General features: G+C 70.5%; 20 protein-coding genes. 13 read left to right on the top strand and 7 right to left on the bottom strand.

The window, feature by feature from the left end:
* Positions 1-256 precede the first annotated feature (256 nt).
* Together ABZ532_RS27355 and ABZ532_RS27350 are read right to left on the bottom strand one after the other, a co-directional pair.
* Positions 257-862 carry a GDSL-type esterase/lipase family protein gene (locus tag ABZ532_RS27355; RefSeq protein ID WP_361289198.1) on the bottom strand — a complete coding sequence of 202 codons (606 nt, stop codon included), beginning with the start codon at positions 860-862 and terminating at the stop codon, positions 257-259.
* 83 nt (positions 863-945) lie between these two features.
* Positions 946-1,977, bottom strand: a complete 1,032-nt coding sequence (locus ABZ532_RS27350) for an FUSC family protein (protein WP_361289194.1) — start codon at positions 1,975-1,977, stop codon at positions 946-948.
* A gap of 239 nt (positions 1,978-2,216) precedes the next feature.
* On the opposite strand from ABZ532_RS27350, the gene gatC reads away from it, so the two are divergent.
* Genes gatC through gatB form a run of 4 tightly spaced genes read left to right on the top strand, consistent with a single transcriptional unit; the run spans position 2,217 to position 5,785 of the window.
* Positions 2,217-2,513 (top strand): Asp-tRNA(Asn)/Glu-tRNA(Gln) amidotransferase subunit GatC, encoded by a 297-nt coding sequence (gene gatC / locus ABZ532_RS27345; RefSeq protein WP_010984178.1) that lies wholly within the window; start codon positions 2,217-2,219, stop codon positions 2,511-2,513.
* Positions 2,514-2,518: 5 nt separating this feature from the next.
* Positions 2,519-4,018 (top strand): Asp-tRNA(Asn)/Glu-tRNA(Gln) amidotransferase subunit GatA, encoded by a 1,500-nt coding sequence (gene gatA, locus ABZ532_RS27340; protein ID WP_361289191.1) that lies wholly within the window; start codon positions 2,519-2,521, stop codon positions 4,016-4,018.
* Positions 4,015-4,254, top strand: coding sequence for a hypothetical protein (locus ABZ532_RS27335; protein ID WP_361289188.1), 240 nt, complete (start codon positions 4,015-4,017; stop codon positions 4,252-4,254). The genes gatA and ABZ532_RS27335 overlap by 4 nt, the downstream gene beginning before the upstream one ends.
* 16 nt (positions 4,255-4,270) lie before the next feature.
* Entirely contained in the window at positions 4,271-5,785 is a 1,515-nt protein-coding gene (gene gatB / locus ABZ532_RS27330) for an Asp-tRNA(Asn)/Glu-tRNA(Gln) amidotransferase subunit GatB (RefSeq protein WP_361289185.1), read from the top strand.
* A 75-nt stretch (positions 5,786-5,860) separates the two neighbouring features.
* On the opposite strand, the gene ABZ532_RS27325 is transcribed toward gatB, so the two are convergent.
* Positions 5,861-6,769 carry a hypothetical protein gene (locus tag ABZ532_RS27325; RefSeq protein WP_361289182.1) on the bottom strand — a complete coding sequence of 303 codons (909 nt, stop codon included), beginning with the start codon at positions 6,767-6,769 and terminating at the stop codon, positions 5,861-5,863.
* A 354-nt stretch (positions 6,770-7,123) separates the two neighbouring features.
* Between ABZ532_RS27325 and ABZ532_RS27320 the strand changes: the two genes are divergently transcribed.
* Both ABZ532_RS27320 and ABZ532_RS27315 read left to right on the top strand, forming a co-directional pair.
* Complete coding sequence (locus ABZ532_RS27320) at positions 7,124-7,297, top strand: hypothetical protein (RefSeq protein ID WP_361289179.1); 174 nt, start codon at positions 7,124-7,126, stop codon at positions 7,295-7,297.
* A gap of 117 nt (positions 7,298-7,414) precedes the next feature.
* A complete protein-coding gene (locus ABZ532_RS27315; protein ID WP_361289282.1) occupies positions 7,415-10,483 on the top strand; it encodes an AAA family ATPase in 3,069 nt (1,022 codons plus the stop codon).
* A 62-nt stretch (positions 10,484-10,545) separates the two neighbouring features.
* Here ABZ532_RS27315 and ABZ532_RS27310 read toward each other — a convergent pair whose 3' ends face one another.
* The 3 genes from ABZ532_RS27310 to ABZ532_RS27300 all read right to left on the bottom strand — a co-directional run bounded on the left by ABZ532_RS27310 (position 10,546) and on the right by ABZ532_RS27300 (position 13,139).
* Positions 10,546-10,722 (bottom strand): DUF6191 domain-containing protein, encoded by a 177-nt coding sequence (locus tag ABZ532_RS27310; protein WP_361289176.1) that lies wholly within the window; start codon positions 10,720-10,722, stop codon positions 10,546-10,548.
* A gap of 14 nt (positions 10,723-10,736) precedes the next feature.
* Positions 10,737-11,921 (bottom strand): PQQ-dependent sugar dehydrogenase, encoded by a 1,185-nt coding sequence (locus ABZ532_RS27305; RefSeq protein WP_361289173.1) that lies wholly within the window; start codon positions 11,919-11,921, stop codon positions 10,737-10,739.
* Between the two features lie 138 nt (positions 11,922-12,059).
* On the bottom strand, positions 12,060-13,139 hold the full coding sequence (locus tag ABZ532_RS27300) for an aldo/keto reductase (RefSeq protein ID WP_361289170.1): 1,080 nt from the start codon (positions 13,137-13,139) through the stop codon (positions 12,060-12,062).
* A gap of 75 nt (positions 13,140-13,214) precedes the next feature.
* On the opposite strand from ABZ532_RS27300, the gene ABZ532_RS27295 reads away from it, so the two are divergent.
* The 6 genes from ABZ532_RS27295 (at position 13,215) to serA (ending at position 23,132) form a co-directional block, all read left to right on the top strand.
* Positions 13,215-14,168, top strand: a complete 954-nt coding sequence (locus ABZ532_RS27295; protein ID WP_361289168.1) for a 2-hydroxyacid dehydrogenase — start codon at positions 13,215-13,217, stop codon at positions 14,166-14,168.
* A gap of 436 nt (positions 14,169-14,604) precedes the next feature.
* On the top strand, positions 14,605-17,487 hold the full coding sequence (locus tag ABZ532_RS27290; protein ID WP_361289165.1) for an EAL domain-containing protein: 2,883 nt from the start codon (positions 14,605-14,607) through the stop codon (positions 17,485-17,487).
* 212 nt (positions 17,488-17,699) lie between these two features.
* On the top strand, positions 17,700-19,586 hold the full coding sequence (locus ABZ532_RS27285; protein ID WP_361289162.1) for an acetolactate synthase large subunit: 1,887 nt from the start codon (positions 17,700-17,702) through the stop codon (positions 19,584-19,586).
* Between the two features lie 33 nt (positions 19,587-19,619).
* Complete coding sequence (gene ilvN, locus ABZ532_RS27280) at positions 19,620-20,144, top strand: acetolactate synthase small subunit (RefSeq protein WP_361289159.1); 525 nt, start codon at positions 19,620-19,622, stop codon at positions 20,142-20,144.
* A gap of 114 nt (positions 20,145-20,258) precedes the next feature.
* Positions 20,259-21,260 carry a ketol-acid reductoisomerase gene (gene ilvC, locus ABZ532_RS27275; RefSeq protein WP_361289156.1) on the top strand — a complete coding sequence of 334 codons (1,002 nt, stop codon included), beginning with the start codon at positions 20,259-20,261 and terminating at the stop codon, positions 21,258-21,260.
* 270 nt (positions 21,261-21,530) lie between these two features.
* Positions 21,531-23,132 (top strand): phosphoglycerate dehydrogenase, encoded by a 1,602-nt coding sequence (gene serA, locus ABZ532_RS27270; protein ID WP_361289153.1) that lies wholly within the window; start codon positions 21,531-21,533, stop codon positions 23,130-23,132.
* 67 nt (positions 23,133-23,199) lie between these two features.
* On the opposite strand, the gene ABZ532_RS27265 is transcribed toward serA, so the two are convergent.
* Positions 23,200-24,381, bottom strand: a complete 1,182-nt coding sequence (locus ABZ532_RS27265; RefSeq protein WP_361289150.1) for a helix-turn-helix domain-containing protein — start codon at positions 24,379-24,381, stop codon at positions 23,200-23,202.
* Positions 24,382-24,562: 181 nt separating this feature from the next.
* Here ABZ532_RS27265 and ABZ532_RS27260 point away from each other — a divergent pair, with 181 nt between their 5' ends.
* Positions 24,563-25,489, top strand: a complete 927-nt coding sequence (locus ABZ532_RS27260) for a proline dehydrogenase family protein (RefSeq protein ID WP_361289147.1) — start codon at positions 24,563-24,565, stop codon at positions 25,487-25,489.
* Positions 25,490-25,512 lie beyond the last annotated feature (23 nt).

The following is a 25,512-nucleotide window of genomic DNA, read 5'->3' as shown; positions in this document are numbered from 1 at the left end:
CCAGGCCGAACGCCATGAGGATGAGCCCATGGACCGTGCGGCCTCCTGACCGGCGGAGGCCCGCCATCGACGGGGCGATGCCGACCTCGTGCCGCTTCTTGCCGATGCCGGGAGGCCTGCGACTCCCGCACGGGCGGTGCCCGACCGGTTGGAGAACGCCGAGCGTGCACTGTGCTGCGCAGACCTGGCCGGACCGCCCACGGGAGCACTCCGGCACAGATCGTCCGGACGGGACCTGGACCCGGGGTTCGGCGCCCTACAGGTCCTGGAGCGGCCCGAGACCCAGGGTGCGCAAGGTGTGGTCGGCCATGCGGAGGTGGCCGACGGCGTTCGGGTGCACCGGATCGTCCAGCCACGGGATCGGGTCCTCGTCGCCGAACTGCGCCTTCCAGTAAGCCTCGTGGTCGACGAGGAGAGCCCCGGTGTCCTTCGCGATCTCCCGTACGGCCTGGCAGTAGTCCGGCAGCGCGGCACGTCTGGCCCGCCCGGTCGCGCTGACCGGCACCGGTGTGTGGAGCACGATCTGTGCACCGCCGGTGCGCGCGATGATCGCCCGCATCGCCACGTGGAACCCCGGGAGGCCCTCCGGTCCGTCGAGGACGTCGTTGGCGCCCAGGGATATGGACAGCACGTCGGGCGAGAACCGGCCGATCAGATGGTCATAAGCCGCGAGCACCTCTGCGGCCGTCCAGCCCGAGACTCCGGTGTTCACGACGATGTCGGTCAACCGGTCGAGCTGCCAGCGCACCCGCTCGTGTACATGCTCGACCCATCCCCGTGCGCCATGGGTGTGCAGCACGCCATGCGTGATGCTGTCACCCGCCATCACCCATGTCATCGGTTCGCCGGACAGCTGAATCATCTGAAGCCCCCTTCTAGCTCCCTGGATGATCCACGAATCAGCCACGCGATTCCGCACCGGGCAGCGCCGGTTCGGTCACACGTTCATGCCGCTTGCCCGCTGTTCCCGTCGTCCCCGTCGTCTTGCGGCCCGTCCAGGTCGTCCAGGATCCGCTGGAAGGGCCGCCTCAGGGCCACGGCGACGGGACGGGGCATGGTGCGTCTGAAGGCGGCCAGTTCGCCGCGGGCCGTGGTGATCGCGGGCCCCGGGTCCGCGCCCTCCATGCGGCGTTCGATGGCCTGTGCGGTGGACGTGGCGATCGCCGTACAGGGCGGCTGTGCCCGGGCCACGTCCTCGACGGCATCGGGCCGGGCGGTGAAGAACGCGACCTCCCTGGCGAGTACCTGGAGATGCGAGGCGATCTCGGCCGCGACGGCCGCGCGCCGGGACAGGCTCCGCACGGCGTCCCGGTGCCGCCGGTGCCACGGATCGAACACGAGGAGGCGCTCGGCCTGGCCGGCCTCCTGGGCCGTGTGCTGGAGGTCCCGCATGTCCTTCCGTACGCGTGCGAGATTGTCCTGTGCGGCGGTCGTATCGGTGCCGAGCACGGCGATGGTGCCGGTGAGCGCGCGCACGAGCCGTGCCCCGCAGTCCCGCACGGTCGCAGACAGCACCCGACGGGGATCGGGCGGCCACAGGAGCGGGCCGAGCACCACCGTCACCACGGCGCCTACGGCGGTCTCCCAGACGCGGTCGAACCCGTAGGCAGCCGGGCTGGGGTTGGCGAACACCAGCAGGGCGGACACCGCGACCTGGACGTTGAGCTCGCGGCCCGGGCGCAGTACCGCCCCGATGACCAGACCCGCACCCACGACCAGGGCCAGGGTCAACGTCTGCGGGCGCAGCACGTTCAGGACCCCGATCCCGAGCAGGACCCCCGCGACCACGCCCAGGACCCGGCTGAGCGAGGTGACGACCGCGGCTTCGGGGCTGCTGCGCATGGCGAACAGGGGGACAAGGGCGGCGAAGACCGGGGGCTGGTCGGCACCCAGCCACACCGAGGCCTGCCAGGCCACGCCAGCGGTGACCGTGATCCGGGCGACCACGGGTCCTTCGGCGGCCACGATCGTACGCACCGGACCATCGCTACCCCATCGGCGCGGCCGGCCCGCGGCAGCCGGCGGGCCGGGGCCGCGGAGTCCACCCGAGTGCCCCAGAGCCACCGGGACGCCGCCTCGACAGCCCCGGCCGCCCCTGGAAACGAACGGGACATGACCGGGGCCCGGAGGGCGGCCGGGCAAAGCGTTTCGCGGGGACGGGCGGCAGCCCCATAGGATTGGGCCAAAACCCGAACACTCACCCTGAGGATCGCTGCATGCCTGGCATCACGCGCGAGGAGGTCGCCCACCTCGCCCGGCTGGCGCGTCTGGAGCTGAAGGCCGAAGAGCTCGACCACTTCGCCGGACAGCTGGACGACATCATCGGCGCGGTCGCCCGCGTCTCCGAGGTCGCCGACCAAGACGTGCCGCCGACCTCTCACCCGCTGCCGCTGACCAACGTCATGCGCGCGGACGAGGTCCGTCCGTCGCTCACCCCCGAGCAGGCGCTTTCCGGCGCCCCCGCGCAGGAGCAGCAGCGTTTCAAGGTGCCGCAGATCCTGGGGGAGGACTAACAACCATGACGGACAGCACCATCATCAAGCTCACCGCGGCCGAGATCGCCGCGAAGATCGCCTCCGGCGAGCTCACAGCCGTCCAGGTCACCGAGGCCCACCTGGCCCGTATCGAGGCCGTGGACGAGAAGGTGCACGCCTTCCTGCACGTCGACCGGGAGGGCGCGCTCGCGCAGGCCCGCGCCGTCGACGAGAAGCGTGCGCGCGGCGAGAAGCTGGGACCGCTGGCCGGTGTGCCGCTGGCGCTGAAGGACATCTTCACCACCGAAGGCATCCCGACCACGGTCGGTTCCAAGATCCTCGAGGGCTGGATCCCGCCTTACGACGCGACCCTCACCACGCGGCTGAAGGACGCCGACGTGGTGATCCTCGGCAAGACCAACATGGACGAGTTCGCCATGGGGTCGTCCACCGAGAACAGCGCGTACGGTCCGACCGGGAACCCATGGGACCTGACCCGGATCCCCGGTGGCTCCGGCGGTGGCTCATCCGCCGCTCTCGCCTCCTATGAGGCCCCGCTCGCCATCGGTACGGACACCGGCGGCTCGATCCGCCAGCCGGCCGCCGTCACCGGCACCGTCGGCGTGAAGCCCACCTACGGCGCGGTCTCCCGCTACGGCATGGTCGCCTTCTCGTCCTCCCTGGACCAGGGCGGCCCCTGCGCCCGCACCGTCCTGGACGCGGCGCTGCTGCACGAGGTCATCGCCGGGCACGACCCGCTGGACTCCACGTCCATCGACGCCCCGGTCCCGCCCGTGGTCGAGGCCGCGCGCAACGGCTCGGTGGCCGGGATGCGCGTCGGCGTGGTCAAGCAGTTCCGCGGCGAGGGCTACCAGGCAGGCGTGGTGCAGCGCTTCGACGAGTCGGTCGAGCTGCTGCGCGGCCTCGGCGCCGAGATCGTCGAGCTGGACTGCCCGTCCTTCGATCTGGCGCTCTCCGCGTACTACCTGATCGCCCCGTCCGAGTGCTCGTCCAACCTCGCCCGCTTCGACGCCATGCGCTACGGCCTGCGGGTCGGCGACGACGGCACGCGGTCGGCCGAGGACGTCACCGCCCTCACCCGTGAGGCGGGCTTCGGCGACGAGGTCAAGCGCCGGATCATGCTGGGCACCTACGCCCTGTCGTCCGGCTACTACGACGCGTACTACGGCAGCGCGCAGAAGGTCCGCACGCTTATCACCCGCGACTTCGAGAAGGCCTTCGAGCAGGTGGACGTGATCGTCTCGCCGACCACGCCGACCACCGCCTTCCCGATCGGCGAGCGTGCCGACGACCCGATGGCGATGTACCTCGCCGACCTGTGCACCATCCCGACCAACCTGGCCGGCAACGCGGCGATGTCGCTGCCGTGCGGCCTGGCACCGGAGGACAACCTCCCGGTCGGTTTGCAGATCATCGCCCCCGCCATGAAGGACGACCGCCTCTACAAGGTGGGCGCCGCCGTTGAGGCGGCCTTCGTGGCGAAGTGGGGCCACCCGCTGCTGGAGGAGGCACCGTCACTGTGAGCACGCTGCAGAAGGCCAAGGGCTTCAGGAAGTCCAAGACCGGCACCTATGTGGCCATGGCCAGTACCGCGGTCGGCGCGATCAGCGTCGCCAAGCAGGCCAAGAAGGCGCGTCTGGAGCATGACACGCTCCGCCTGATCGACGCGGCCGTGTCCGCCGCCGCCATCGTCACCGGACTGGCGATCCTCTACCGGGAGCTCAAGCGCCTGGGCGACGACGACGTCCTGTTCGGCTGAGAGGGAAAGTTTCACCGTGACCGTCACGACTGAACTGGTGTCGTACGAGGACGCCCTCGCGGCCTACGACCCCGTCATGGGCCTGGAGGTCCATGTCGAGCTCGGCACCAGGACCAAGATGTTCTGCGGCTGCTCGACCGCCCTGGGCGCCGAGCCCAACACGCAGACCTGCCCCACCTGTCTCGGCCTGCCCGGCTCCCTGCCGGTGATGAACGCCATCGGCGTCGAGTCCGCCATCAAGATCGGCCTCGCGCTGCACTGCGAGATCGCCGAGTGGTGCCGCTTCGCCCGGAAGAACTACTTCTATCCGGACATGCCGAAGAACTTCCAGACCTCGCAGTACGACGAGCCGATCGCCTTCGACGGCTATCTGGACGTCCAGCTCGAGGACGGCGAGGTCTTCCGGGTGGAGATCGAGCGCGCCCACATGGAGGAGGACACCGGCAAGTCGACGCACGTCGGCGGGGCCACCGGCCGGATCCATGGCGCGTCCCACTCGCTCCTCGACTACAACCGCGCCGGTATCCCGCTGATCGAGATCGTCACCAAGCCGATCGTCGGCGCCGGTGAACGCGCTCCCGAGGTGGCCAAGGCGTATGTCGCGGAGCTGCGCGAGCTCATCAAGGCCCTCGGTGTGTCCGAGGCCCGCATGGAGATGGGCCAGATGCGCTGCGACGTCAACCTCTCGCTGATGCCCAAGGGAAGCACGCGGTTCGGCACCCGCAGCGAGACCAAGAACGTCAACTCGCTGCGCAGCGTGGAGCGCGCCGCACGCTACGAGGTCCAGCGGCACGCCGCCGTGCTGAACGGCGGCGGCAAGGTCGTCCAGGAGACCCGTCACTTCCACGAGGAGGACGGCTCCACGACCTCGGGCCGGATCAAGGAGGAGGCCGAGGACTACCGGTACTTCCCGGAGCCCGACCTGGTACCCGTGGCCCCCTCCCGTGAGTGGGTCGAGGAGCTCCGGGCCACGCTGCCCGAGCTGCCGCGTCTGCGCCGCAACCGACTGCGCGAGGAGTGGGGCGTCTCCGAGACGGACATGCAGTCGATCCTCAACGCGGGCGCGGTCGATCTGATCGTGGCCACCGTCGAGGCGGGCGCCGACTCAGCTTCGGCCCGCAAGTGGTGGATGGGCGAGCTGGCCCGCAACGCCAACGAGTCGGGCCGAGCCCTGGAGGAGCTGCCGATCACCCCGGAGCAGGTCGCCCAGGTGACCGCCCTGGTCACCGACGGCTCGCTCAACGACAAGCTGGCCCGCCAGGCCATCGAGGGCGTCCTCGCGGGCGAGGGCGACCCGGACACCGTCGTCGAGAAGCGCGGACTGAAGGTCGTCTCCGACGAGGGCGCGCTCGGCGCGGCCGTGGACGAGGCCATCGCGGGCAACGCCGCCATCGCGGACAAGATCCGCGGCGGCAAGGTCGCGGCGGTCGGTGCACTGGTCGGCGCGGTCATGAAGGCCACGCGCGGGCAGGCTGACGCGGCCCGGGTGAAGGAGCTGATCCTGGAGAAGCTCGGCGTCTCCGAAGGCTGAGCACCTGCGCTACGAGGGCGGGACACCGGCGGTGTCCCGCCCTCGGACGTTCCCGTGCACTGGTGCTGCGGGCCCTCAGCTCATGCGTATCCCCAGTCCGGGGAGCCACAGCTCACCCCGGTCGCTGACCCCCATATCCCGCACGACGAGATCGTCCGGGGTCACGGCTCCCCGCGCCCGCAGCTCCGTCACCGTCAGCCGTGCGGCCAGCCGGGCCGCGTTCTCGTACACCTCGTGGAACACCGACTGCCACCAGCCCCGGTCCCTGGCATGCCAGCCCCGCCCCCGCATCTGGCGCTCCCGCTCCGGCCCCTGCCCGCTGTCCCGGTCATCGACGGCCACGCCCAGTCCTTCGTCCGGGTTGTAGGAGACGACGAGCTCGCGCCCGGGATCCCGGCCGGACAGGATCGTGAAGCCCGCCCAGTCACCCGGCAGCTGGACCGGCAGCTGCTCGGCCCAGGCTCCGAGCATCAGCTCCAGGGCCTTCTCCAGATGTTCCCAGCAGCCGGCGAGCCAGGCGCCCGCCCGGGTCACCGGGCGCTCACCGGGACCGTTCCGGTACAACTGCCAGCTGTACGGCAGCAGATCGAAGTCTCCTGCGCCGGCGGGCGACCAGATGTCGCCCCACGCGAAGCTGCGGTACTCCTCTGCCTCCAGTATCTCCGTATGGTGCACGGACAGCCGTGCGCCGAAACGGTCACCCGACAGCAGCAGCAGTCTGCTGTCGTCGCGCCAGCGGACATTCGGTCCCTGGGCCGATCCCCCGTACAACGTGGGCTCACCGACGCGGTCCACGATCGCCCCGTACACATCCCGGAGCGCCTCGCGCCGAGCGAGCACGCCGGCCCCCGGTTCATAGCTGACCACCGGGACCGGTGGCTGGCCGGCGTATCCCCCCGCCTCGTCGTATAAGTGCCAGGCGAGCCCAGCGGCCTCTCCTGGCGAACTGACAGCAATGGTCCTCGACGCCCCCGTATCCGTCATACCTCCATGCTGCCAGGCAGCGCTGACAACGCTGCCAGTTCCTCATCTCCGGCCGACGGATCGGATCCTTTGGCGCGATCTCGACTAGGCCGTGCTTGAGAACTCCCGCCTGGCTCGCGATGCGGGCGGACGGCGCCAGTCCTAGGACACGGCCTAGGCCTTGCCCGCCTTGGGCCCGGACGGGGTCTAAGGCACGCCGTTGATCCGGAGGCCGTTGCCTAAGTCCCCCCGGCCGCCAAGATGCGGCACTCGCCCGATGCGGACGCGCCGCCTGGGAGAAGAGAGTTGAGGCACCCCTGACGGCGAGGGGCGGCGTGAACCGCCGCCCACCATGTCACCAACGAGGAGAGCACCGTGTTCGAGTACCAACTTCACGAGATCCGCCACGCCGAGCTGGTCCGCCGCGCCGAGAGCGAGTGGCTCGCGCGCCATGTGCGGCGGGCGGACCACACCGGGCGCAGGCCTGCGGGACATGGCCCGGAGGGGCGGGTGAGCGACAGCCGTAACCGGCACGAGCCAGGCGCCTGAGCCCGTACCGGGACGGTCGCGCCCATGGTCCACCCCGGGTCCCGCCCCTGGTCACGCCGCATGACGGACTCTCAGGAGATCCCGAGGCCCGGTGCCGTCGCACCTGGTGCCTGTGCGATGCTCTGGGCCGTGCAGACCAGGTCAGTCAGCCCCGTGTTCGTCGGCCGAACAGCCGAACTCGCCGTCCTCACCGGTGCGCTCGCCCGAGCCACCGGTGGGGGCGCTTCGCAGGGGCCCTGCCCGCAGCCGCAGGCGGTCCTCGTCGCCGGCGAGGCAGGAGTGGGCAAGACCCGCCTCATCGAGGAGTTCCGGGACGCGGCCCGTGCCGACGGCGCCGTCTGCGCCATCGGCGGCTGTGTCGAGATCGGCGCCGATGGACTGCCCTTCGCCCCCTTCTCCGCCGCCCTGCGCAGTCTTCGCCGGCAACTGCCCGACGAGTTCGCAGCCGCAGCCGCAGGACGGGGGGAGGAACTCGCCCGGCTGCTTCCCGAACTGGGCGGGACCTCGCATCCGCAGGTCCGCCACGACGAGGAGAGCCGGGCCCGGCTCTTCGACCTCACCGTCCGCCTCCTGGAACGCCTGGCCGACGACCGCACCGTCGTCGTGGTCCTGGAAGACCTCCACTGGGCCGACGCCTCCACCCGCCAACTGCTCGCGTATGCCTTCCGCACGCTCCGCAGAGGGCGTCTCGCCGTCATCGCCACCTACCGCGCCGATGACATCCACCGCCGTCACCCGCTGAGACCGCTGCTCGCCGAACTCGACCGGCTGCGCACCGTCCAGCGTGTCGAAGTGCCCCGGTTCAGCCGTGACGAGGTCGGGCGTCAGATGGCCGGAATCCTTTCGAGCGAGCCGGCACCGACCCTCGTCGACGACGTCTTCGAACGCTCCGACGGCAACGCCTTCTTCGTCGAGGAACTCTCCGTCGCCGCCAGCGAAGGCTGCTGCCCCACCCTCAGCGACTCGCTGCGCGACCTGCTCCTCGTCAGAGTCGAAGGACTCCCGGAGCACGCCCAGCGGGTCGCCAGGATCGTCGCCGAAGGCGGCTCCACCGTCGAGTACCCGCTGCTCGCCGCGGTCGTCGGACTCGGTGAGGAAGAGCTGATCGACGCCCTTCGCGCCGCGGTCGGCGCGAACATCCTGCTCGCCACCCCCGACGGCGACGGTTACTGCTTCCGCCACTCGCTGGTGCGCGAGGCCGTCAGCGACGATCTGCTGCCCGGTGAGCGCTCCCGGCTCAACCGCCGCTACGCCGAGGCGCTGGAAGCCGGTCCGGCGCTCGTCCCCGCCGACCAGCGCGCCGCCCGGCTGGCCAGCTACTGGTACCACGCCCACGACGCCGCCAAGGCTCTGCCCGCCGTACTCGACGCATCGGCCGAGGCACGCCGCCGTCATGCCCACGCTGAGCAACTGGAGCTGCTGGAAAGGGCGATGGAGCTGTGGGATGACACCCCGGACGAGGTACGGGCGGGACTGCGGCCCCTGTGCCATGCCGAGGCCTACCCCCCGCTGGCCCTCACCCCTGGGGACCCCGGGGCGAGCGCGGGGCCGCCGCACTATCTGGACCTCATGGCCGAGGCGGCGGTCGCCGGACGGCTCAGCGGGGAGCGGGACCAGGCGCTCAAGACCATCAAGCGCGCACTGCGGCTGATCGACGAGAAGCAGGACCCGCTGCGCGCAGCCTGGTTCTGGTCCCAGAGGTCGCGGCTGGTGCAGAGCCAGGCACGCGGAGACGGCTGGAAGGAGCTCGCCACCGCACAGGAACTGGTGCGCGGGCTGCCGCCGTCGGAAGTGCACGCCGAAGTGCTCGCGGCCGTCGCCGGCTGGTGCTGGCTGCACGATCCAGGGCCTGAAGCCCTCGCGGCGGCTCAGCGCGCCGTCGAGTACGCCCGGATGGTCGGCGCCTGCGAGATCGAGATGAACGCCCGGATCACCCTGGGCGGCCTCATGGTCGACGCGGGCGGCGTGGAGGCGGGCCTCGCCGAGATCTACGAGGTCACCGAGCAGGTCGTGAAGCTGGGCTTGGCGGCCCTGGTGGGCCGCAGCCATGTGAACCTGCCGTCCGTCCTGGAAGGCGTCGGCCGTTCCCAGGAGGCCCTCGGCATCCTGGAGAAGGGCCTCGTGCTGTCCCGCACCTACGGTCTGCTGGACTCCGAGGCCTGGGTGTGGAGCAATCTCTCCGAGTCCTACTACGCCCTCGGCCGCTGGGACGAGGCGGCGGAGACCGCCGCGCAGGTCGAACGGGTCGGCCAGAGTGCCAAACCACGCGGCGCGGGTGCCTCCAGGCTCGCCTACCTCGCGCTCGCCCGCGGTGACATGGCGGGTGCGGTCCGCTGGCACGAGACCGCCGCCGGGCACTACGGCACCCATGACCCCATGCCGCAGCAGTCCATACCCCTGGCCCGGATCTCCATCGGCATCGCCGGGGGCGAAGGCCGCATCCACGACGCCCGCGCGGAGCTGCACCGCGCGGTGGCCGCCGGTTTCCCGCCCGGTACGCAGCGTTACGCCTGGCCGCTGCTGCTCGCTGCGGCCACCATCGAGGCCGATGTGCGCGGGCTGCCCCCCGTGGCAGAGGGCCGGGACGAAGCGCTCACCACGATCCGCAGCGCCGCCAAGGCGCTGCCCTCGGCCGTGCCCGTATGGATCGCCTACGAGCGGTGGGTGCGGGCGGAGCTGCTGCGCGCCGACGCACGGGACACCCCGGACACCTGGACGGAGGTCGCAGAGGCCTTCTCGGCGGTCGACCGTCCCTATGACGTGGCCCGCGTACGCCACCGCCTGGCCGAATCCCTGCTGGCCACCGGGGACCGCGAGCACGCCGGCACCCTGCTGCGTCAGGCCCGTCGCACCGCGGAACGCCTCGGCGCCCGCCCGCTGACGGAAGCGGTCACCGGTCTCGCCCAGCGTGCCCGGCTACGGCTCGCCGAGCCGGGCTCCGAGAGCGGCCCGGTGGTCCCGGCACCCGCCCCCGTCGACGACCTCGGGCTGACTCCCCGGGAGCAGGACGTGCTGCGTCTGGTGGCGATCGGCCGCACCAACCGCCAGATAGCCGAGGAGCTCTACATCTCGCCCAAGACGGCGAGCGTGCATGTCTCCAACATCCTGGCCAAGCTGGGTGTGTCCGGCCGCGGTGAGGCCGCCGCGCTCGCCCACCGGCTGCGGCTCTTCCCCGCGAGCGCCTGAGCAGCCCCTGCGGCGACCGGCGCAGCTCCGGGTCGGCTCGTCTGTGCCTCCGCTGTGGCCTCTCAGGCTCCGGGCGTCTCGCGCCGGGTGCGTATGACGACCTTCCCCGAGGCCAGATCTATCTCGCCGTGCCCCGGGTCCCCGTCGCCGACATCCACCCTGGTCAGCTGGAGACGGTTGCGCTCGTCGTCGGTGTGCTTGCGGCTGGGTGCGAAGAGTTGCTCGATCAGATTGAACACGGGCCGCCCACCTCTCACTCGACCTCGAGTCGCAGGATCCTGTCGTCCGCCGGCCCGGGTGTGCCTCTGGTGTCCGTCTCGCTGGTGACCAGCCAGATTGCCGTGCCACCCCCGGCTCCGCCGACCGGCAGGACCGTGCGCAGACGGCCGTGCTCTCCCTGGAGGAACGCCTGGGGGGCCGCGGAAGGTTCCGCACCGGCCAGCGGGATCCGCCACAGGCGCTCGCCCCTCAGCCCGGCCATCCAGATCGATCCCCCGGCGTACGCGATTCCGCTCGGCGACGCGTCGTCCGTGCGCCACTGCGCCACCGGGTCCACGAACCCGGACCTGCCGCCCTTGCCCTCCACCTCGGGCCAGCCGTAGTTCCTGCCCGGCTCGATGAGGTTCAGCTCGTCCCAGGTGTTCTGGCCGAACTCGGAGGCCCACAGCCGTCTCTCCGAGTCCCAGGCGAGTCCCTGGACATTGCGGTGCCCGTAGGAATACACCAGGGAGTCGGGCCAGGGGTTGCCGTGCACCGGCTGGCCGTCCGGGGTCATCCGCAGGATCTTGCCGCCGAGCGACTCCTTGTCCTGAGCGAGGCCCGTCTCGCCCGTCTCGCCCGTGCCCGCGTACAGCATCCGGTCGGGGCCGAAGGCGATCCGGCCGCCGTTGTGGACGGTCCCCTTCGGGATGCCCCGCAGGATGGTGTCGGGCGCGCCGAGTTGCTGCCCGGCGGGCTTCTTCTCGTCGTACAGCATGCGGGCGATCCGGTTGTCCGACTCCGTCGTGAAGTAGGCGTACACCAGATGGTCCGATGCGAAGGCCGGGGAGACGGCGAGGCCCATCAGGCCGCCTTCGCCGGCCGGGGCGACCCCGGGCACCGAGCCGATCTCGGTCTTCTCTCCGCTGGTGGTGTCGATCCGCGTGATGGTGCCCTCGTCGCGCGATGACACCAGCAGATCGCCGTCGGGCAGGGCGGCCAGCCCCCACGGGGACTTCAGATCCTTCGTCAGGGTCGCCGCCACCTTCACCGCCCCCTTGGCGGGTGGCGCGGCCGGGGCGGTGCCGGAGCCGGTGGGGGAGGGTGCCGCTGCGCTCGTCGGCGTGTTCTTGCGACCGGCGTCCTGACCGGTGCCGGCGCCGGCGTCGCCGGACGAGCAGCCCGCGGTGAAGAGCAGGGCGGCTGCGGTCAGAACGGCCGTCGCGGCTGGACGTTGCACTGTGGTGTCCCTTCACCGACTGCGGGTGAGTGTGCGCGGGTGCGGACGGGCCGGCGCCCTGGAGCCTCCCGTGCACTGTTCATACGCCACGGGGGTTCCCGAGGTTCCCGTCTCCGTAAAGGATCACGAAGACGGGTGCTACCAGTCCCAGGATCCCCTGGCCGGTGGCAGTTCCGCGATCTCGGCCATGTCCCGCGCGGTCAGCGCGAGCTCCGCCGACGCGGCGTTCTCCACGGCCCAGGACTCCCGCTTGGCGCCCGGCACCGGCACCACGTGCAGGCCCTGGCCGCGGACCCAGGCGAGCGCCACCTGCGCCGGGGTGGTCCCGTCGCCGTGCCGCTCCGCGATCCTTCGCAGTCCCGCCACCAGAGGCTGGTTCGCCGCCATCATCTCCGCAGTGAACCGCGGATGCCTGGCTCGCAGGTCGTCCGGTTCGAAACCGCCACCCGGAGTGAGCGTCCCGGTGAGGAATCCGCTGCCGAGCGGCATCGCGGCCAGGAAGCCCACACCGCGCGCCTCGCACCAGGGGAGCAGGTCAGCCAGCGTGTCCGGCGACCACACCGACAGCTCCGCCTCGACCGCGCTGACCGGGAACACCTGCTGGACACGCTCCAGCTGACGAATCGTTCCTGCGTGGCGCCCGGACCCCGCATGAGGTCCGGACTCCGCGTGCCGTCCCGCTCCGCCGGCCCGGCCGGGCCGTGACATGCCCGTGCCCGCGCCCGATCTGCGCGCCGTGTGCGCGGCCATCGCGCACAACCCGAGCGCGCGCACCTTGCCCGCCTGGACCAGCTCCGCCATCGCGCCCCAGGTCTCCTCCACCGGCACCTCAGGGTCCGCCCGGTGGAGCTGGTAGAGGTCGATCACGTCGGTCCCGAGCCGCCGCAGCGAGGCATCGCACGCCCGACGCACGTACCCCGGCCGCCCATTGGCCACGATGTGCTGGTCGCCGCCCATCAGCAGACCCACCTTGGTCGACACGAACGCGTCCTGGCGCCGCTGCTTCAGGACCCGGCCGAGCAGCAGTTCATTGGTGAAGGGGCCGTACATGTCGGCCGTGTCGATCAGACTCACACCCGCGTCGAGCGCCGCGTGCACCGTACGCAGCGAACGGTCGCTCCGCTGCTGTGATGTGGTGTAAGCCCAGCTCATCGGCATACAGCCGAGACCGACCGCGCCCACTTCGAGAGCCGCCGCGCCGATTGTTCTGCGCTCCACCTGCCCGTACCCCTCCTCGTGCCGCACCCAAAACTAACCTCTGGCCGCCGCCGTGCTTCGCATAGCCTCCTGACCATGAACGCAGCAGACGTCTGGCTCCCCGTCGGGGCCGATGAGATCGAGGGACTCCCCGCCCCCGCGGCGTCGGGGTTCACCTACCGTTTCTGGGACGGCGGCGAGGACTTTCCCGCCGATCCCGCAGACTGCGCCTTCTACGTCGTCCCGTACATGAAGCCCACCGAGACCGCGGTGCGGCCGCTGGCCGCCATGACGTCCGTTCAGGTGGTCCAGACCCTCACCGCCGGCATCGACCACGTGGAGCCCGGACTCGGCTCCCTGCGCGCGGGCGTACGGCTCTGCAACGCCAAGGGGGTGCACGAGGCGAGCACCGCCGAGCTGGCCCTCGCCCTCGTCCTGGCCTCCCTGCGGGGCATCCCCCGCTTCGTGGAGGGCCAGCGCAAGGAGGAGTGGCGGTCCGGCTTCTATCCCGCGCTGGCCGACAGGTCCGTGCTCATCGTCGGCTACGGCTCGATCGGCGCGGCCATCGAGGACCGGCTCACGCCCTTCGAATGTGCGCGGGTGGCGCGCGTCGCGCGCTCCGCACGTGCTACGGAGCGCGGTCAGGTGCACCCACTCTCCCAACTTCCGCTCCTGCTCCCCGAAGCGGACGTGGTGATCCTCTCGACCCCCCTCACTCCCGGCACCCACCACCTGGTGAACGCGGGCTTCCTGGGCCGGATGAAGGACGGCGCCCTGCTCGTGAACGTCGCGCGCGGGCCTGTCGTGGACACCAAGGCCCTCATCGAGGAGACAGTCACAGGCCGGATCACCGCTGCCCTCGACGTCACCGACCCGGAGCCGCTGCCACCGGGGCACCCGCTGTGGCATGCGCCGGGTGTGCTGATCAGCCCTCATGTCGGCGGTTCCACCTCGGCGTTCCGGCCGCGTGCCAACCGTCTGATGGGGGACCAGCTGCGGCGCTTCGCGGCCGGGGAGCCCCTGCGCAACGTGGTCCTCACCACCCACTGACGACCGCACGAGTCACCGGCGCGTCCCCGCCTGGCGCGCCGGGTGGACGAGCGCGCACGCCACGCCGACACTCAGTGAAGTCATCCGGATGCACCGCGTGTTGGTGGCGACTCCACGCCGTTACGCAGCGTAGAGAAACCCTGTCGCTGAGTGACGAGACTGGTGTATCGTCCCGACTTGGGGGCTGCGTCGTATACGGGGCGGCGCTACCGGAGCGTTCAGGACTTCGAGGGGGGCGACGGGCGATGTACGGCCAATGGACCAAGATTCCGAGCAGCAATCCGATCGGCAATCCGGCGGACGATCCGACGCGGCGCAGGCACCGTCGACCACTCTCGCGCACTCCGGTCTCGCGTGCACCGAGACGCGCCCTGAGGCGTGCACCGAAGTGCCGTTCCCGAGGACGGAGCCGGCTGAAGCTGACAGGAGCGGCGCGGTGACGTCCCAGGGAGCCGTCCTGACGCGGCCGACCGTCTCCGACGGCGGCACGGGACGGCTGCCCCAGGTTGTGCTCGTACTGGCCAGCGGAAGCTATGCCACCGGCGCGGCGTTCGGCTGGGGATCCCAGCAACTCGCACGCATCATGGGCGATTTCGGGCTGAGCTTCGCCGCGCTGCTCGCCGCGGTCTCCTGCTTCCTCCACGCCCGCACGCGGGGCGTGCGGTTTCGTCCCGCCTGGATGCTGTTCGCGTTCTCCTCCGCCATGGCCTCGTGCGGAAACGCCGTCTGGGGCTGGTACGAGGTGGTGCTCGGCATCGCGGTGCCGAGCCCGTCCCTGGCGGATGTCTTCTTCCTCTGCTTCGCGCCACCGGCCATCATCGGGCTGCTCGTCCTCGCCAAACGCCCGGTGACCCGGGCCGGCTGGGTCTGCCTGGCCCTGGACTCCTGGCTGATCGGCGGCTCCCTGCTCACGCTCTCCTGGAGCCTCGCACTGGCGCACACCGCGCACACCCAGGGTGAGAGCGTCTCGGAGGCGGCGCTGTCGCTCGCCTATCCGCTACTCGACATCGTCCTGGTGAGCATGGTCCTCGCACTGCACTTCCGTCGGTCCAACGCCAGCCGCCCGGCCATCAACACGGCGATCGCGGCCCTCGCCCTGACCGTCCTGTGCGACGCCCTGTTCACCTCCCCGCTGCTGCGCGAGAGTTACCGCTCCGGCCAGCTGCTCGACGCCGGCTGGTTCGCCGGCTCGCTCCTGCTCGCCTACGCACCCTGGGGGGTGCGCAGAATGGAGGCCGGCGCGGCGCAGTCGTCGCGCGGTCCACGGCCTCCCGGCCATCTCGCCTTCAGTCGTCCCATCACGGGCTCCCTCGCGGCGCTCACGCCCTATCTGGCCGCTGCCGTCTGCACCCTGGGGATCCTCTACAACGTGACCGAGGGCCGCCGCGTGGACCGGGTGGTGCTCATCACCGGCTGCACGGTCGTGCTGGCGCTCGTCGTCCGGCAGGGCATCATGCTGCTGGACAACATCGCCCTCACCCATGAGCTGGCCCAGAAGGAGAACCACTTCCGTTCCCTCGTCCAGGGCTCCAGCGATGTCATCATGATCGCCGCACCGACCGGTGTACTGCGCTACGTGAGCCCGGCCGCCGCGGGGGTGTACGGGCGCGACGCGGACGAACTCATCGGCTCCGAGCTGTCGTCGCTGATCCATCCCCAGGACCTGGGGCGCGTCGTCCACGAGGTGCGCCGGTTTCTGGCGGCCCGCCAGGCTGACGAGCCCACGACCCGTATCGAATGCCGCTTCAGGTCCGGTACCGGCCAGTGGCTGAACGTCGAGTCCACCGTCAACCGCCACGAAGGCGGGCTGATCTTCAACAGCCGGGATGTCACGGAGCGGGTGCGCCTCCAGGCCCAGCTCCAGCACAACGCCGAACACGACCCGCTCACCGATCTGCCCAACCGCGCGCTCTTCACCGAGCGGGTGCGCCGGGCACTCGGCGGCCGCAGAGCCGGTGACCCGGGCACGGCCGTGCTCTTCATCGACCTGGACGGCTTCAAGGGCGTGAACGACCGGCTGGGCCACCAGGCGGGGGACGAACTGCTCATCCAGGCCGCGCGCAGGCTCCAGGAGTCGGTGCGGGCGGGCGACACCGCGGCCAGGCTCGGGGGCGACGAGTTCGCCGCCCTCATCCTGGGCCATGGCACACGCGACCTCGCCGCGCACCAGAAGCAGGTGCAGGAGATCGCCGACCGACTGCGCCAGACCCTCTCCCAGCCCTACCGAGTCGACGGCAACGAGGTACGGGTCGCCGCGTCCATCGGCGTCGCCTTCGCCGAGCCGGGTATCACGGCCGGCAATCTGCTGCGCAACGCCGACCTGGCGATGTACCGCGCCAAGGCGGCGGGAAAGGACCGGGTCGAGCTGTACGCACCCCAGATGCAGGCCGACACCGGCCGCCGGGCGGAGCCGTCCAGCCGGACGCGGGGCGCTCTCCAGGGCGGCGAGTTCGTGCTGCTCCACCAGCCGGTGGTCAGCCTCGAGACCGGAGTGATCGCCTCCGTCGCCGCCCAGGCGCGCTGGAGATCCGCCCAGGGCATCCTCTTCACGCCCTCCGAGTTCCTCCGGCTGTCCGAGGAGGGCGGTGGCCGCACCGCGGGGCTCGGCCGCAGGCTGCTCGAGGAGGCCGTGGGGCAGGCCGCCGAGCGCAGCCGCCGCGGTCATGACGTGCCCGTCTGCGTCCGGCTGTCCGCGCGCCGACTGCTGGACCGGTCCATCCCGCTCGCCTCCATCGAGGCGCTGCTCACCCGCCACGGGCTCCCCTCGGGCGCGCTGGTGCTCGAACTCGCCGACAGCGACCCCCGGATCTCCTTCGACGACCTGGAGCAGCGTCTGGTGACGCTGCGCCGCCTCGGGATCCGGATCGCCCTGGACGGTTTCGGCAGCGGATACGCGGCGATCAACGCCCTGCGCCGGCTTCCCCTGGATGTCCTGAAACTGGATCGCGGGCTGGTCGAGGGAGTGGTGGAATCGGCCCGGTTGCACAAGATCACCGCTGGGCTGCTGAGGATCGCCTGCGACCTCGGGATGGAGTCCGTGGCCGACGGGGTGGACGAGCCTGAGCAAGTGCTCGCTCTGCGCGCCATGGGCTGCACCCATGGTCAGGGCATGGCATTCTCGGGACCACTGGACGAGTACCGGCTCCGTCGCGCACTTGTGCGCAGGGAGTATCCGGTGCCCGGGCCGGCCGTTCCGGGGGCCTGGCCCGTCCTCAGCGGGGGCTGCCTGCCAGCGGGGCACTCCGTGCCTCCTGGCTCCGACCTCGTCGGACGTCAGCCAATCCGCTCAAATAATGAGACGCCCGTCCCACCCACTTGACAGTGACCGTGCGCCGGGGAGAGGGTCAGTGCCATGCGCACCCGAATTCTCGTACTTGGAAAGCGCGTCGGCTAGCAGGCCCCTGCACAGGTCTGTTCAACGCACCGGCGCGCTCCCCTCGCTTGCCTCCCGGCACGAGGGGTTTTTTGTTGCACTGGCACGGCGCCCAACCCCGCAAAATCCCCGCAAAAACCCTCAGCTTCGAGAAGAGAATGCCGATGACCGAGCAGGCCACCGGGGCCCACCATCCGCAGCCGCGAGCCCGTACCGGCGGACCGGCCTCCACCGCCGTAGAGCACGTCACGGGCGCGCAGTCCCTCATCCGCTCTCTCGAGGAAGTCGGGGCCGACACCGTCTTCGGTATCCCCGGCGGCGCCATCCTCCCCGCGTACGACCCGCTGATGGACTCCTCCCGGGTCCGCCACATCCTGGTCCGCCACGAGCAGGGCGCGGGTCATGCCGCGACGGGCTACGCACAGGCCACCGGCAAGGTCGGCGTGTGCATGGCCACCTCAGGGCCGGGTGCCACCAACCTGGTCACCCCGATCGCCGACGCTCACATGGACTCCGTCCCGATGGTCGCGATCACCGGTCAGGTCGCCAGCAAGTCCATCGGCACGGACGCCTTCCAGGAGGCGGACATCTGCGGCATCACGATGCCGATCACCAAGCACAACTTCCTGGTCACCAAGGCCGAGGACATCCCGAGGACGATCGCCGAGGCCTTCCACATCGCCTCCACCGGCCGACCCGGCCCGGTCCTGGTCGACATCGCCAAGGACGCGCTCCAGGCACAGACCACCTTCAGCTGGCCCCCGCAGGCCGACCTGCCCGGCTACCGGCCCGTCACCAAGCCGCACGCCAAGCAGATCCGCGAGGCCGCCAGGCTGATCACCCAGGCCAAGCGTCCTGTCCTGTACGTCGGAGGCGGAGTCCTCAAGGCCCGCGCCACCGCCGAGCTCAAGGTGCTCGCCGAGCTCACCAACGCCCCCGTCACCACCACCCTGATGGCGCTGGGCGCCTTCCCCGACAGCCACCCGCTGCACGTGGGAATGCCGGGCATGCACGGTGCGGTCACCGCCGTCACCGCGCTGCAGAAGGCCGACCTGATCGTCGCCCTCGGCGCCCGCTTCGACGACCGGGTCACCGGCAAGCTGGACAGCTTCGCGCCGTTCGCCAAGATCGTCCACGCCGATATCGACCCCGCCGAGATCGGCAAGAACCGCGCCGCCGACGTCCCGATCGTCGGTGACGCCCGCGAGGTCATCGCGGACCTCGTCCAGGCCGTCCAGGCGGAGCACAACGAGGGCCATGCCGGCGACTACACCGCCTGGTGGCAGGACCTCAACCGCTGGCGCGAGACCTATCCGCTCGGCTACGACCTGCCGGAGGACGGCAGCCTCTCGCCGCAGCAGGTCATCCAGCGCATCGGCCAGCTCGCCCCGGAGGACACGATCTTCGCGGCGGGGGTCGGCCAGCACCAGATGTGGGCGGCCCACTTCATCGGCTACGAGAAGCCGGCGACCTGGCTGAACAGCGGTGGCGCGGGGACCATGGGCTACGCGGTCCCGGCGGCCATGGGCGCCAAGGCGGGTATGCCGGACCGCGCCGTCTGGGCGATCGACGGCGACGGCTGCTTCCAGATGACCAACCAGGAACTGGTCACCTGTGCGCTCAACGGCATCCCGATCAAGGTCGCGATCATCAACAACGGCGCGCTGGGCATGGTCCGCCAGTGGCAGACCCTGTTCTACAACCAGCGCTACTCGAGCACCGTGCTGCACGCTGACGAGACGGGCCACCACACCACCGGCTCCCAGCTCGGCGCGTCCACCACCCCCCGCAAGGGCACCCGGATCCCGGACTTCGTCAAGCTGTCGGAGGCGATGGGCTGCGTCGCCCTGCGCTGTGAGGACCCGGCCGACCTGGACAAGGTCATCGCCGAGGCGAACGCGATCAACGACCGCCCGGTCGTCGTCGACTTCATCGTGCACGAGGACGCCATGGTGTGGCCGATGGTCGCCGCAGGCACCTCCAACGACGAGGTCATGGCCGCCCGCGGGGTCCGTCCCGACTTCGGCGACAACGAAGACGACTGAGCGACCAGCGAGAGTAGAGAGAGACACCACGACATGTCCAAGCACACGCTCTCCGTCCTGGTGGAGAACACACCGGGCATCCTCGCCAGGATCGCCGCGCTGTTCTCCCGCCGAGGCTTCAACATCGACTCGCTCGCCGTCGGCGTCACCGAGCACCCGGACATCTCCCGCATCACCATCGTGGTCAATGTGGAGGACCTCCCACTGGAGCAGGTGACCAAGCAGCTGAACAAGCTGGTCAACGTGCTGAAGATCGTGGAGCTCGAGCCCGGCTCCGCCGTTCAGCGCGAGCTTGTCCTGGTGAAGGTCCGCGCCGACAACGAGACCCGCTCCCAGATCGTCGAGATCGTCCAGCTGTTCCGCGCCAAGACCGTGGACGTCTCGCCGGAGGCCGTCACCATCGAGGCCACCGGATCGAGTGACAAGCTGGAGGCCATGCTGAAGATGCTCGAGCAGTTCGGCATCAAGGAACTCGTCCAGTCCGGGACGATCGCCATAGGGCGTGGCGCCCGGTCCATCACGGACCGCAGCCTGCGTGCCCTCGACCGCAGCGCGTAACCCTCCCGACCTGGTCCGGACCGCGGCTGCGCCCGGATACCGAGACTCGAAGACCATCCTGCGCCTCGCCGCCGTACGGTGGACGCAACACCAGAACACCCAAGGAGAAACCCAGTGGCCGAGCTGTTCTACGACGACGACGCCGACCTGTCCATCATCCAGGGCCGCAAGGTCGCGGTCATCGGCTACGGCAGCCAGGGCCACGCCCACGCGCTGTCGCTCCGTGACTCTGGTGTGGACGTCCGCGTCGGTCTGCACGAGGGGTCCAAGTCCAAGGCGAAGGCCGAGGAGCAGGGGCTGCGCGTGGTGACGCCGTCGGAGGCCGCCGCCGAGGCCGACGTCATCATGATCCTGGTCCCGGACCCGATCCAGGCCCAGGTGTACGAGGAGTCCATCGCACCGAACCTGAAGGACGGCGACGCCCTGTTCTTCGGCCACGGTCTGAACATCCGCTTCGGCTTCATCAAGCCCCCGGCCGGGGTGGACGTCGCCATGGTCGCGCCGAAGGGCCCGGGCCACCTGGTGCGCCGGCAGTACGAGGAGGGCCGCGGCGTCCCCTGCATCGCCGCGGTCGAGCAGGACGCCTCCGGCGACGCCTTCGCCCTGGCGCTCTCCTACGCCAAGGGCATCGGCGGCACCCGCGCCGGCGTCATCAAGACCACCTTCACCGAGGAGACCGAGACCGACCTGTTCGGCGAGCAGGCCGTGCTCTGCGGCGGCACCGCCGCCCTGGTCAAGGCGGGCTTCGAGACCCTGGTCGAGGCCGGCTACCAGCCGGAGATCGCGTACTTCGAGTGCCTCCACGAGCTGAAGCTGATCGTGGACCTGATGTACGAGGGCGGCCTGGAGAAGATGCGCTGGTCGGTCTCCGAGACCGCCGAGTGGGGCGACTACGTCACCGGCCCTCGCATCATCACGGACCAGACCAAGGCCGAGATGAAGAAGGTCCTCACCGAGATCCAGGACGGCACCTTCGCCAAGAACTGGATGGACGAGTACCACGGCGGCCTGAAGAAGTACAACGAGTACAAGACCCAGGACGAGAACCACCTCCTGGAGACCACCGGCAAGGAGCTGCGCAAGCTGATGAGCTGGGTGGACAACGAGGAGGCGTGAGCCACCTGTGCGGCGGGTCCGGAAGGGCCCGCCGCATGCCGTTGGACCCGTCACTCAGGTCCAACACGGATGGGTGATCCTTCCGTCAAGGCGGGAAACCACCACCCCACCACCACTAGAGTGGTGAACACATACGCGTCAGGTCAGGCCCACAGCGTCGTGCGTCTTCCACGCGGCTAGCCCCTCCACCGCCAGGCGGCCGTCGGGACGGCCGTCTTCTCCCGTGGTTCTCCCCAGCACGGGGTGCCACCAGGACCAGTGAGGACACACGTGAGCACTGCGCCTCGTAAACCCGTCGTACTCATCGCCGAAGAGCTGTCGCCCGCGACAGTGGACGCCCTCGGCCCGGATTTCGAGATCCGGCACTGCAACGGCGCGGACCGCGCCGAGCTGCTGCCCGCCATCGCCGACGTCGACGCGATCCTCGTCCGCTCCGCCACCAAGGTCGACGCCGAGGCCATCGCCGCCGCACGCAAGCTGAGGGTCATCGCCCGTGCCGGTGTCGGACTGGACAACGTGGACGTCTCCGCCGCCACCAAGGCCGGTGTGATGGTGGTCAACGCCCCGACCTCCAACATCGTCACCGCCGCCGAGCTCGCCTGCGGTCTGATCGTCGCCACCGCGCGCCACATCCCGCAGGCCAACACCGCCCTGAAGAACGGTGAGTGGAAGCGCTCGAAGTACACGGGTGTCGAGCTCAGCGAGAAGACGCTCGGGGTCGTCGGTCTCGGCCGGATCGGCGTGCTCGTGGCCCAGCGGATGGCCGCGTTCGGTATGAAGGTCGTCGCCTTCGACCCCTACGTCCAGCCGGCGCGCGCCGCTCAGATGGGTGTCAAGCTGCTGACGCTCGACGAGTTGCTCGAGACGTCGGACTTCATCACCGTCCACCTCCCGAAGACCCCGGAGACGCTCGGTCTGATCGGCGACGAGGCGCTGCACAAGGTCAAGCCGACCGTCCGCATCGTCAACGCCGCACGCGGCGGGATCGTTGATGAGGAGGCGCTGGCCAGCGCCCTCAAGGAGGGCCGGGTCGCGGGCGCGGGCCTCGACGTGTACGCGAAGGAGCCCTGCACGGACTCCCCGCTGTTCCAGTTCGACCAGGTCGTCTGCACCCCGCACCTCGGTGCGTCCACGGACGAGGCCCAGGAGAAGGCCGGGATCTCCGTCGCCAAGTCGGTGCGGCTCGCCCTCGCCGGTGAGCTGGTGCCGGACGCGGTCAACGTCCAGGGTGGTGTGATCGCCGAGGACGTGCGCCCGGGACTCCCGCTAGCCGAGAAGCTCGGCCGGATCTTCACCGCGCTGGCGGGCGAGGTGGCGGTCAGGCTGGACGTCGAGGTGTACGGCGAGATCACCCAGCACGATGTGAAGGTGCTCGAACTGTCCGCGCTCAAGGGCGTGTTCGAGGACGTGGTGGACGAGACCGTCTCGTATGTGAACGCACCGCTGTTCGCCCAGGAGCGCGGCGTCGAAGTCCGTCTCACCACGAGCTCCGAGTCCCCGGACCACCGCAATGTGGTCACCGTGCGCGGCACGCTGGCCGACGGCGAGGAGATCGCGGTCTCCGGCACCCTGGCCGGTCCCAAGCACCTCCAGAAGATCGTGGCCGTCGGTGAGTACGACATCGATCTGGCCCTGGCCGACCACATGGTCGTGGCGCGCTACGAGGACCGTCCGGGCGTCGTCGGCACCGTCGGCCGGATCCTCGGCGAGGCGGGGCTCAACATCGCGGGCATGCAGGTCGCGCGGCAGTCGGAGGGCGGCGAGGCGCTGGTCGTCCTCACCGTCGACGACACCGTCCCGCCGCATGTGCTGACCGAGATCGCCGAGGAGATCGGCGCCACCTCGGCCCGCTCGGTCAATCTGGTCGACTGACAAGGCAACCGCTCCGCGTGCGCCCGCCCCCGTGGGGCGGGCGCACTGCGTTCCGCGACGGTGGGCATCACCCCTGGAGTCTGGCCGACTTGAGCGCCATGTGCAGCAGCAGCCGGTCCTCGCCCTCGTCCAGATCGAGCCCGGTCAACTGCTCGACCCGGGAGAGCCGGTAGTAGAGCGTCTGACGGTGGATTCCGAGTTCCGAGGCCGCGCGCCCCGCCTGCCCCGCGCAGTCCAGGAACACCTCGGCCGTACGCACCAGTTCCGAGTGCGCGGGCATGAGCAGGGGGCTCGCCGCCGGGTCGGGGGCACCGGTCCGTGGCAGGGAGGTGAGCAGGCGGTAGGGGCCGATGGCGGACCAGTCGGCGACCGGGCCGAGCCGGGGCTGGGCGTGTGCGGCGCGTGCCGCGGAGCAGGCCTCGCGCCAGGAGAGGCGGAGCTCGCCGAGGCCGCGGCGGGGGAGTGCCACCCCCGCGCTGCCGCCGAGCCGGCTGGCCGCCGAGTGGGCCGGGCCGGGGGCGTCCGGTGAGCGCAGCCGCAGCAGCGCGGCGAGTGCCTGGGGCGTGCGGACCTGGCCTGCGGATGAGGTGCCCGGCTGACCGCCGCCGCGCGGGCCCGTCCAGGGCCATGGCATCAGGCACAGGGCCGAGGCGCCGGGGATCGTACGTACGGAGGGGGCGTCCGGTGCGGTCCACGGCGCCACGCACACCACGGTGTGCAGGCCCTCCGCGTCCGGGCCCAGGGCGGTGCGGAGGGTGGCAAGGGCCAGGTCGTACTGCCAGTCGCGCTCCGCCGTCAGTGCCGCGCGCAGCTCCCGCGACAGGTCCGAACCGGCCCGCTCCTCGTCCGCGAGCAGCACCCCGATCCGCTCCGTCACCTCCATGGCGGCGGCCAGCCGGTCCTGCGCGGGCCCGGGCTCCGCGTCCAGCAGCCAGACATAGCCGAGCACCACCCCGCGATGGCGGACGGGCAGACAGAGCCGGTCGCGGAACACCCCCGCCTCAGGGGCAGCCGGAATCCGCACCGGCCCCGTCGCCCGGGCGATGCCGAATCCCTCGAACCAGGAGCGGACGGCGGGTGTTGACTTCCTGGTCAGGATCGAGCGCGTACGGACCGGGTCCATCGCGCTGTCGTCCTCACTGTCGTGCGCGCCGAAGGCGATCAGTCCGAAGTCGCGGTTCTCCAGGGTGGCGGGGACGCCCAGCAGGGCCGAGATTTCGTCCACCAGCTCTTGGTAATCGCCCTTCACCCGGACATTCTCGCACCGCACGACCTGCGCTTCAGACAAATGTCTGAAGTACGGGACACGGATGCGTGACAGCTGTCGATGGCCCGCCATCGGAGCGATATTTAGGTTTCACGGTGGTTCCCCGTGCCGTTCCGGACCGTCCGGTTCCGGCCGTCTTCGACCCCGTTCCGTGGAGGTGCCCGTGCTGGGTCCCGTGATCCTCGCCGCGTCACGCAGCGACAAGATGCGCCGTCTGGTGTCCGCGGCCCCGGTGACCAAGCCCGTGGTCAACCGGTTCATTCCCGGAGAGACGGTCGACGAGGTCATCCCGATCGTCGCGGACCTGACGAGCCGCGGGCTCGAGGTCACCCTGGACGTGGTCGGTGAGGACATCACCAACCGCGAGCAGGCCGCCGCCGCCCGCGACGCCTATCTGGAGCTGGTCGGGCGCCTGGAGGACCTGGAGCTCGGGGCCACGGCCGAGATGTCCGTGAAGCTGTCGATGTTCGGCCAGTCCCTCGAGGGCGGCCATGAACTGGCGCTGGCCAATGTGCGCCCGGTCGTCGAGGCCGCCGCGGCGATCGGCACCACGGTCACGCTCGACGCCGAGGACCACACCACCCTCGACTCGATGTTCGCGATCCACGAGGAACTGCGGAAGGACTTCCCGCAGACCGGCTGCGTCATCCAGGCCTATCTGTTCCGCACGGAGGCCGACGCCCGCCGGCTCGCCGCCAGCGGGAGCCGGGTACGGATCGTGAAGGGCGCCTACAAGGAGCCCGCGTCGGTCGCGTACCTGGACAAGGCCGAGATCGACAAGGCGTATGTCCGAATCCTGAAGATTCTGATGGAGGGACAGGGGTACCCGATGATCGGGTCCCACGACCCCCGGCTGATCTCCATCGCACAGGAGCTCGCGCGGCGCGCCGGGCGCAAGATGGACGAGTACGAGTTCCAGATGCTGTACGGCATCCGCAGCGACGAGCACCTCCGGCTGGCGGCCGAGGGCCACCGGATGCGCGTCTACACGGCATACGGCACCGACTGGTACGGCTATTTCATGCGCCGCCTGGCCGAGAAGCCGGCAAACCTGCTGTTCTTCGTGCGTTCGATGATCACCAAGAACTGACCGAGAACCCAGAACCGACTCCA

It is taken from the genome of Streptomyces sp. NPDC019396, from assembly GCF_040632375.1.
Lineage (GTDB): Bacteria > Actinomycetota > Actinomycetes > Streptomycetales > Streptomycetaceae > Streptomyces.
This window is presented reverse-complemented; position numbering and strand designations above follow the sequence as displayed.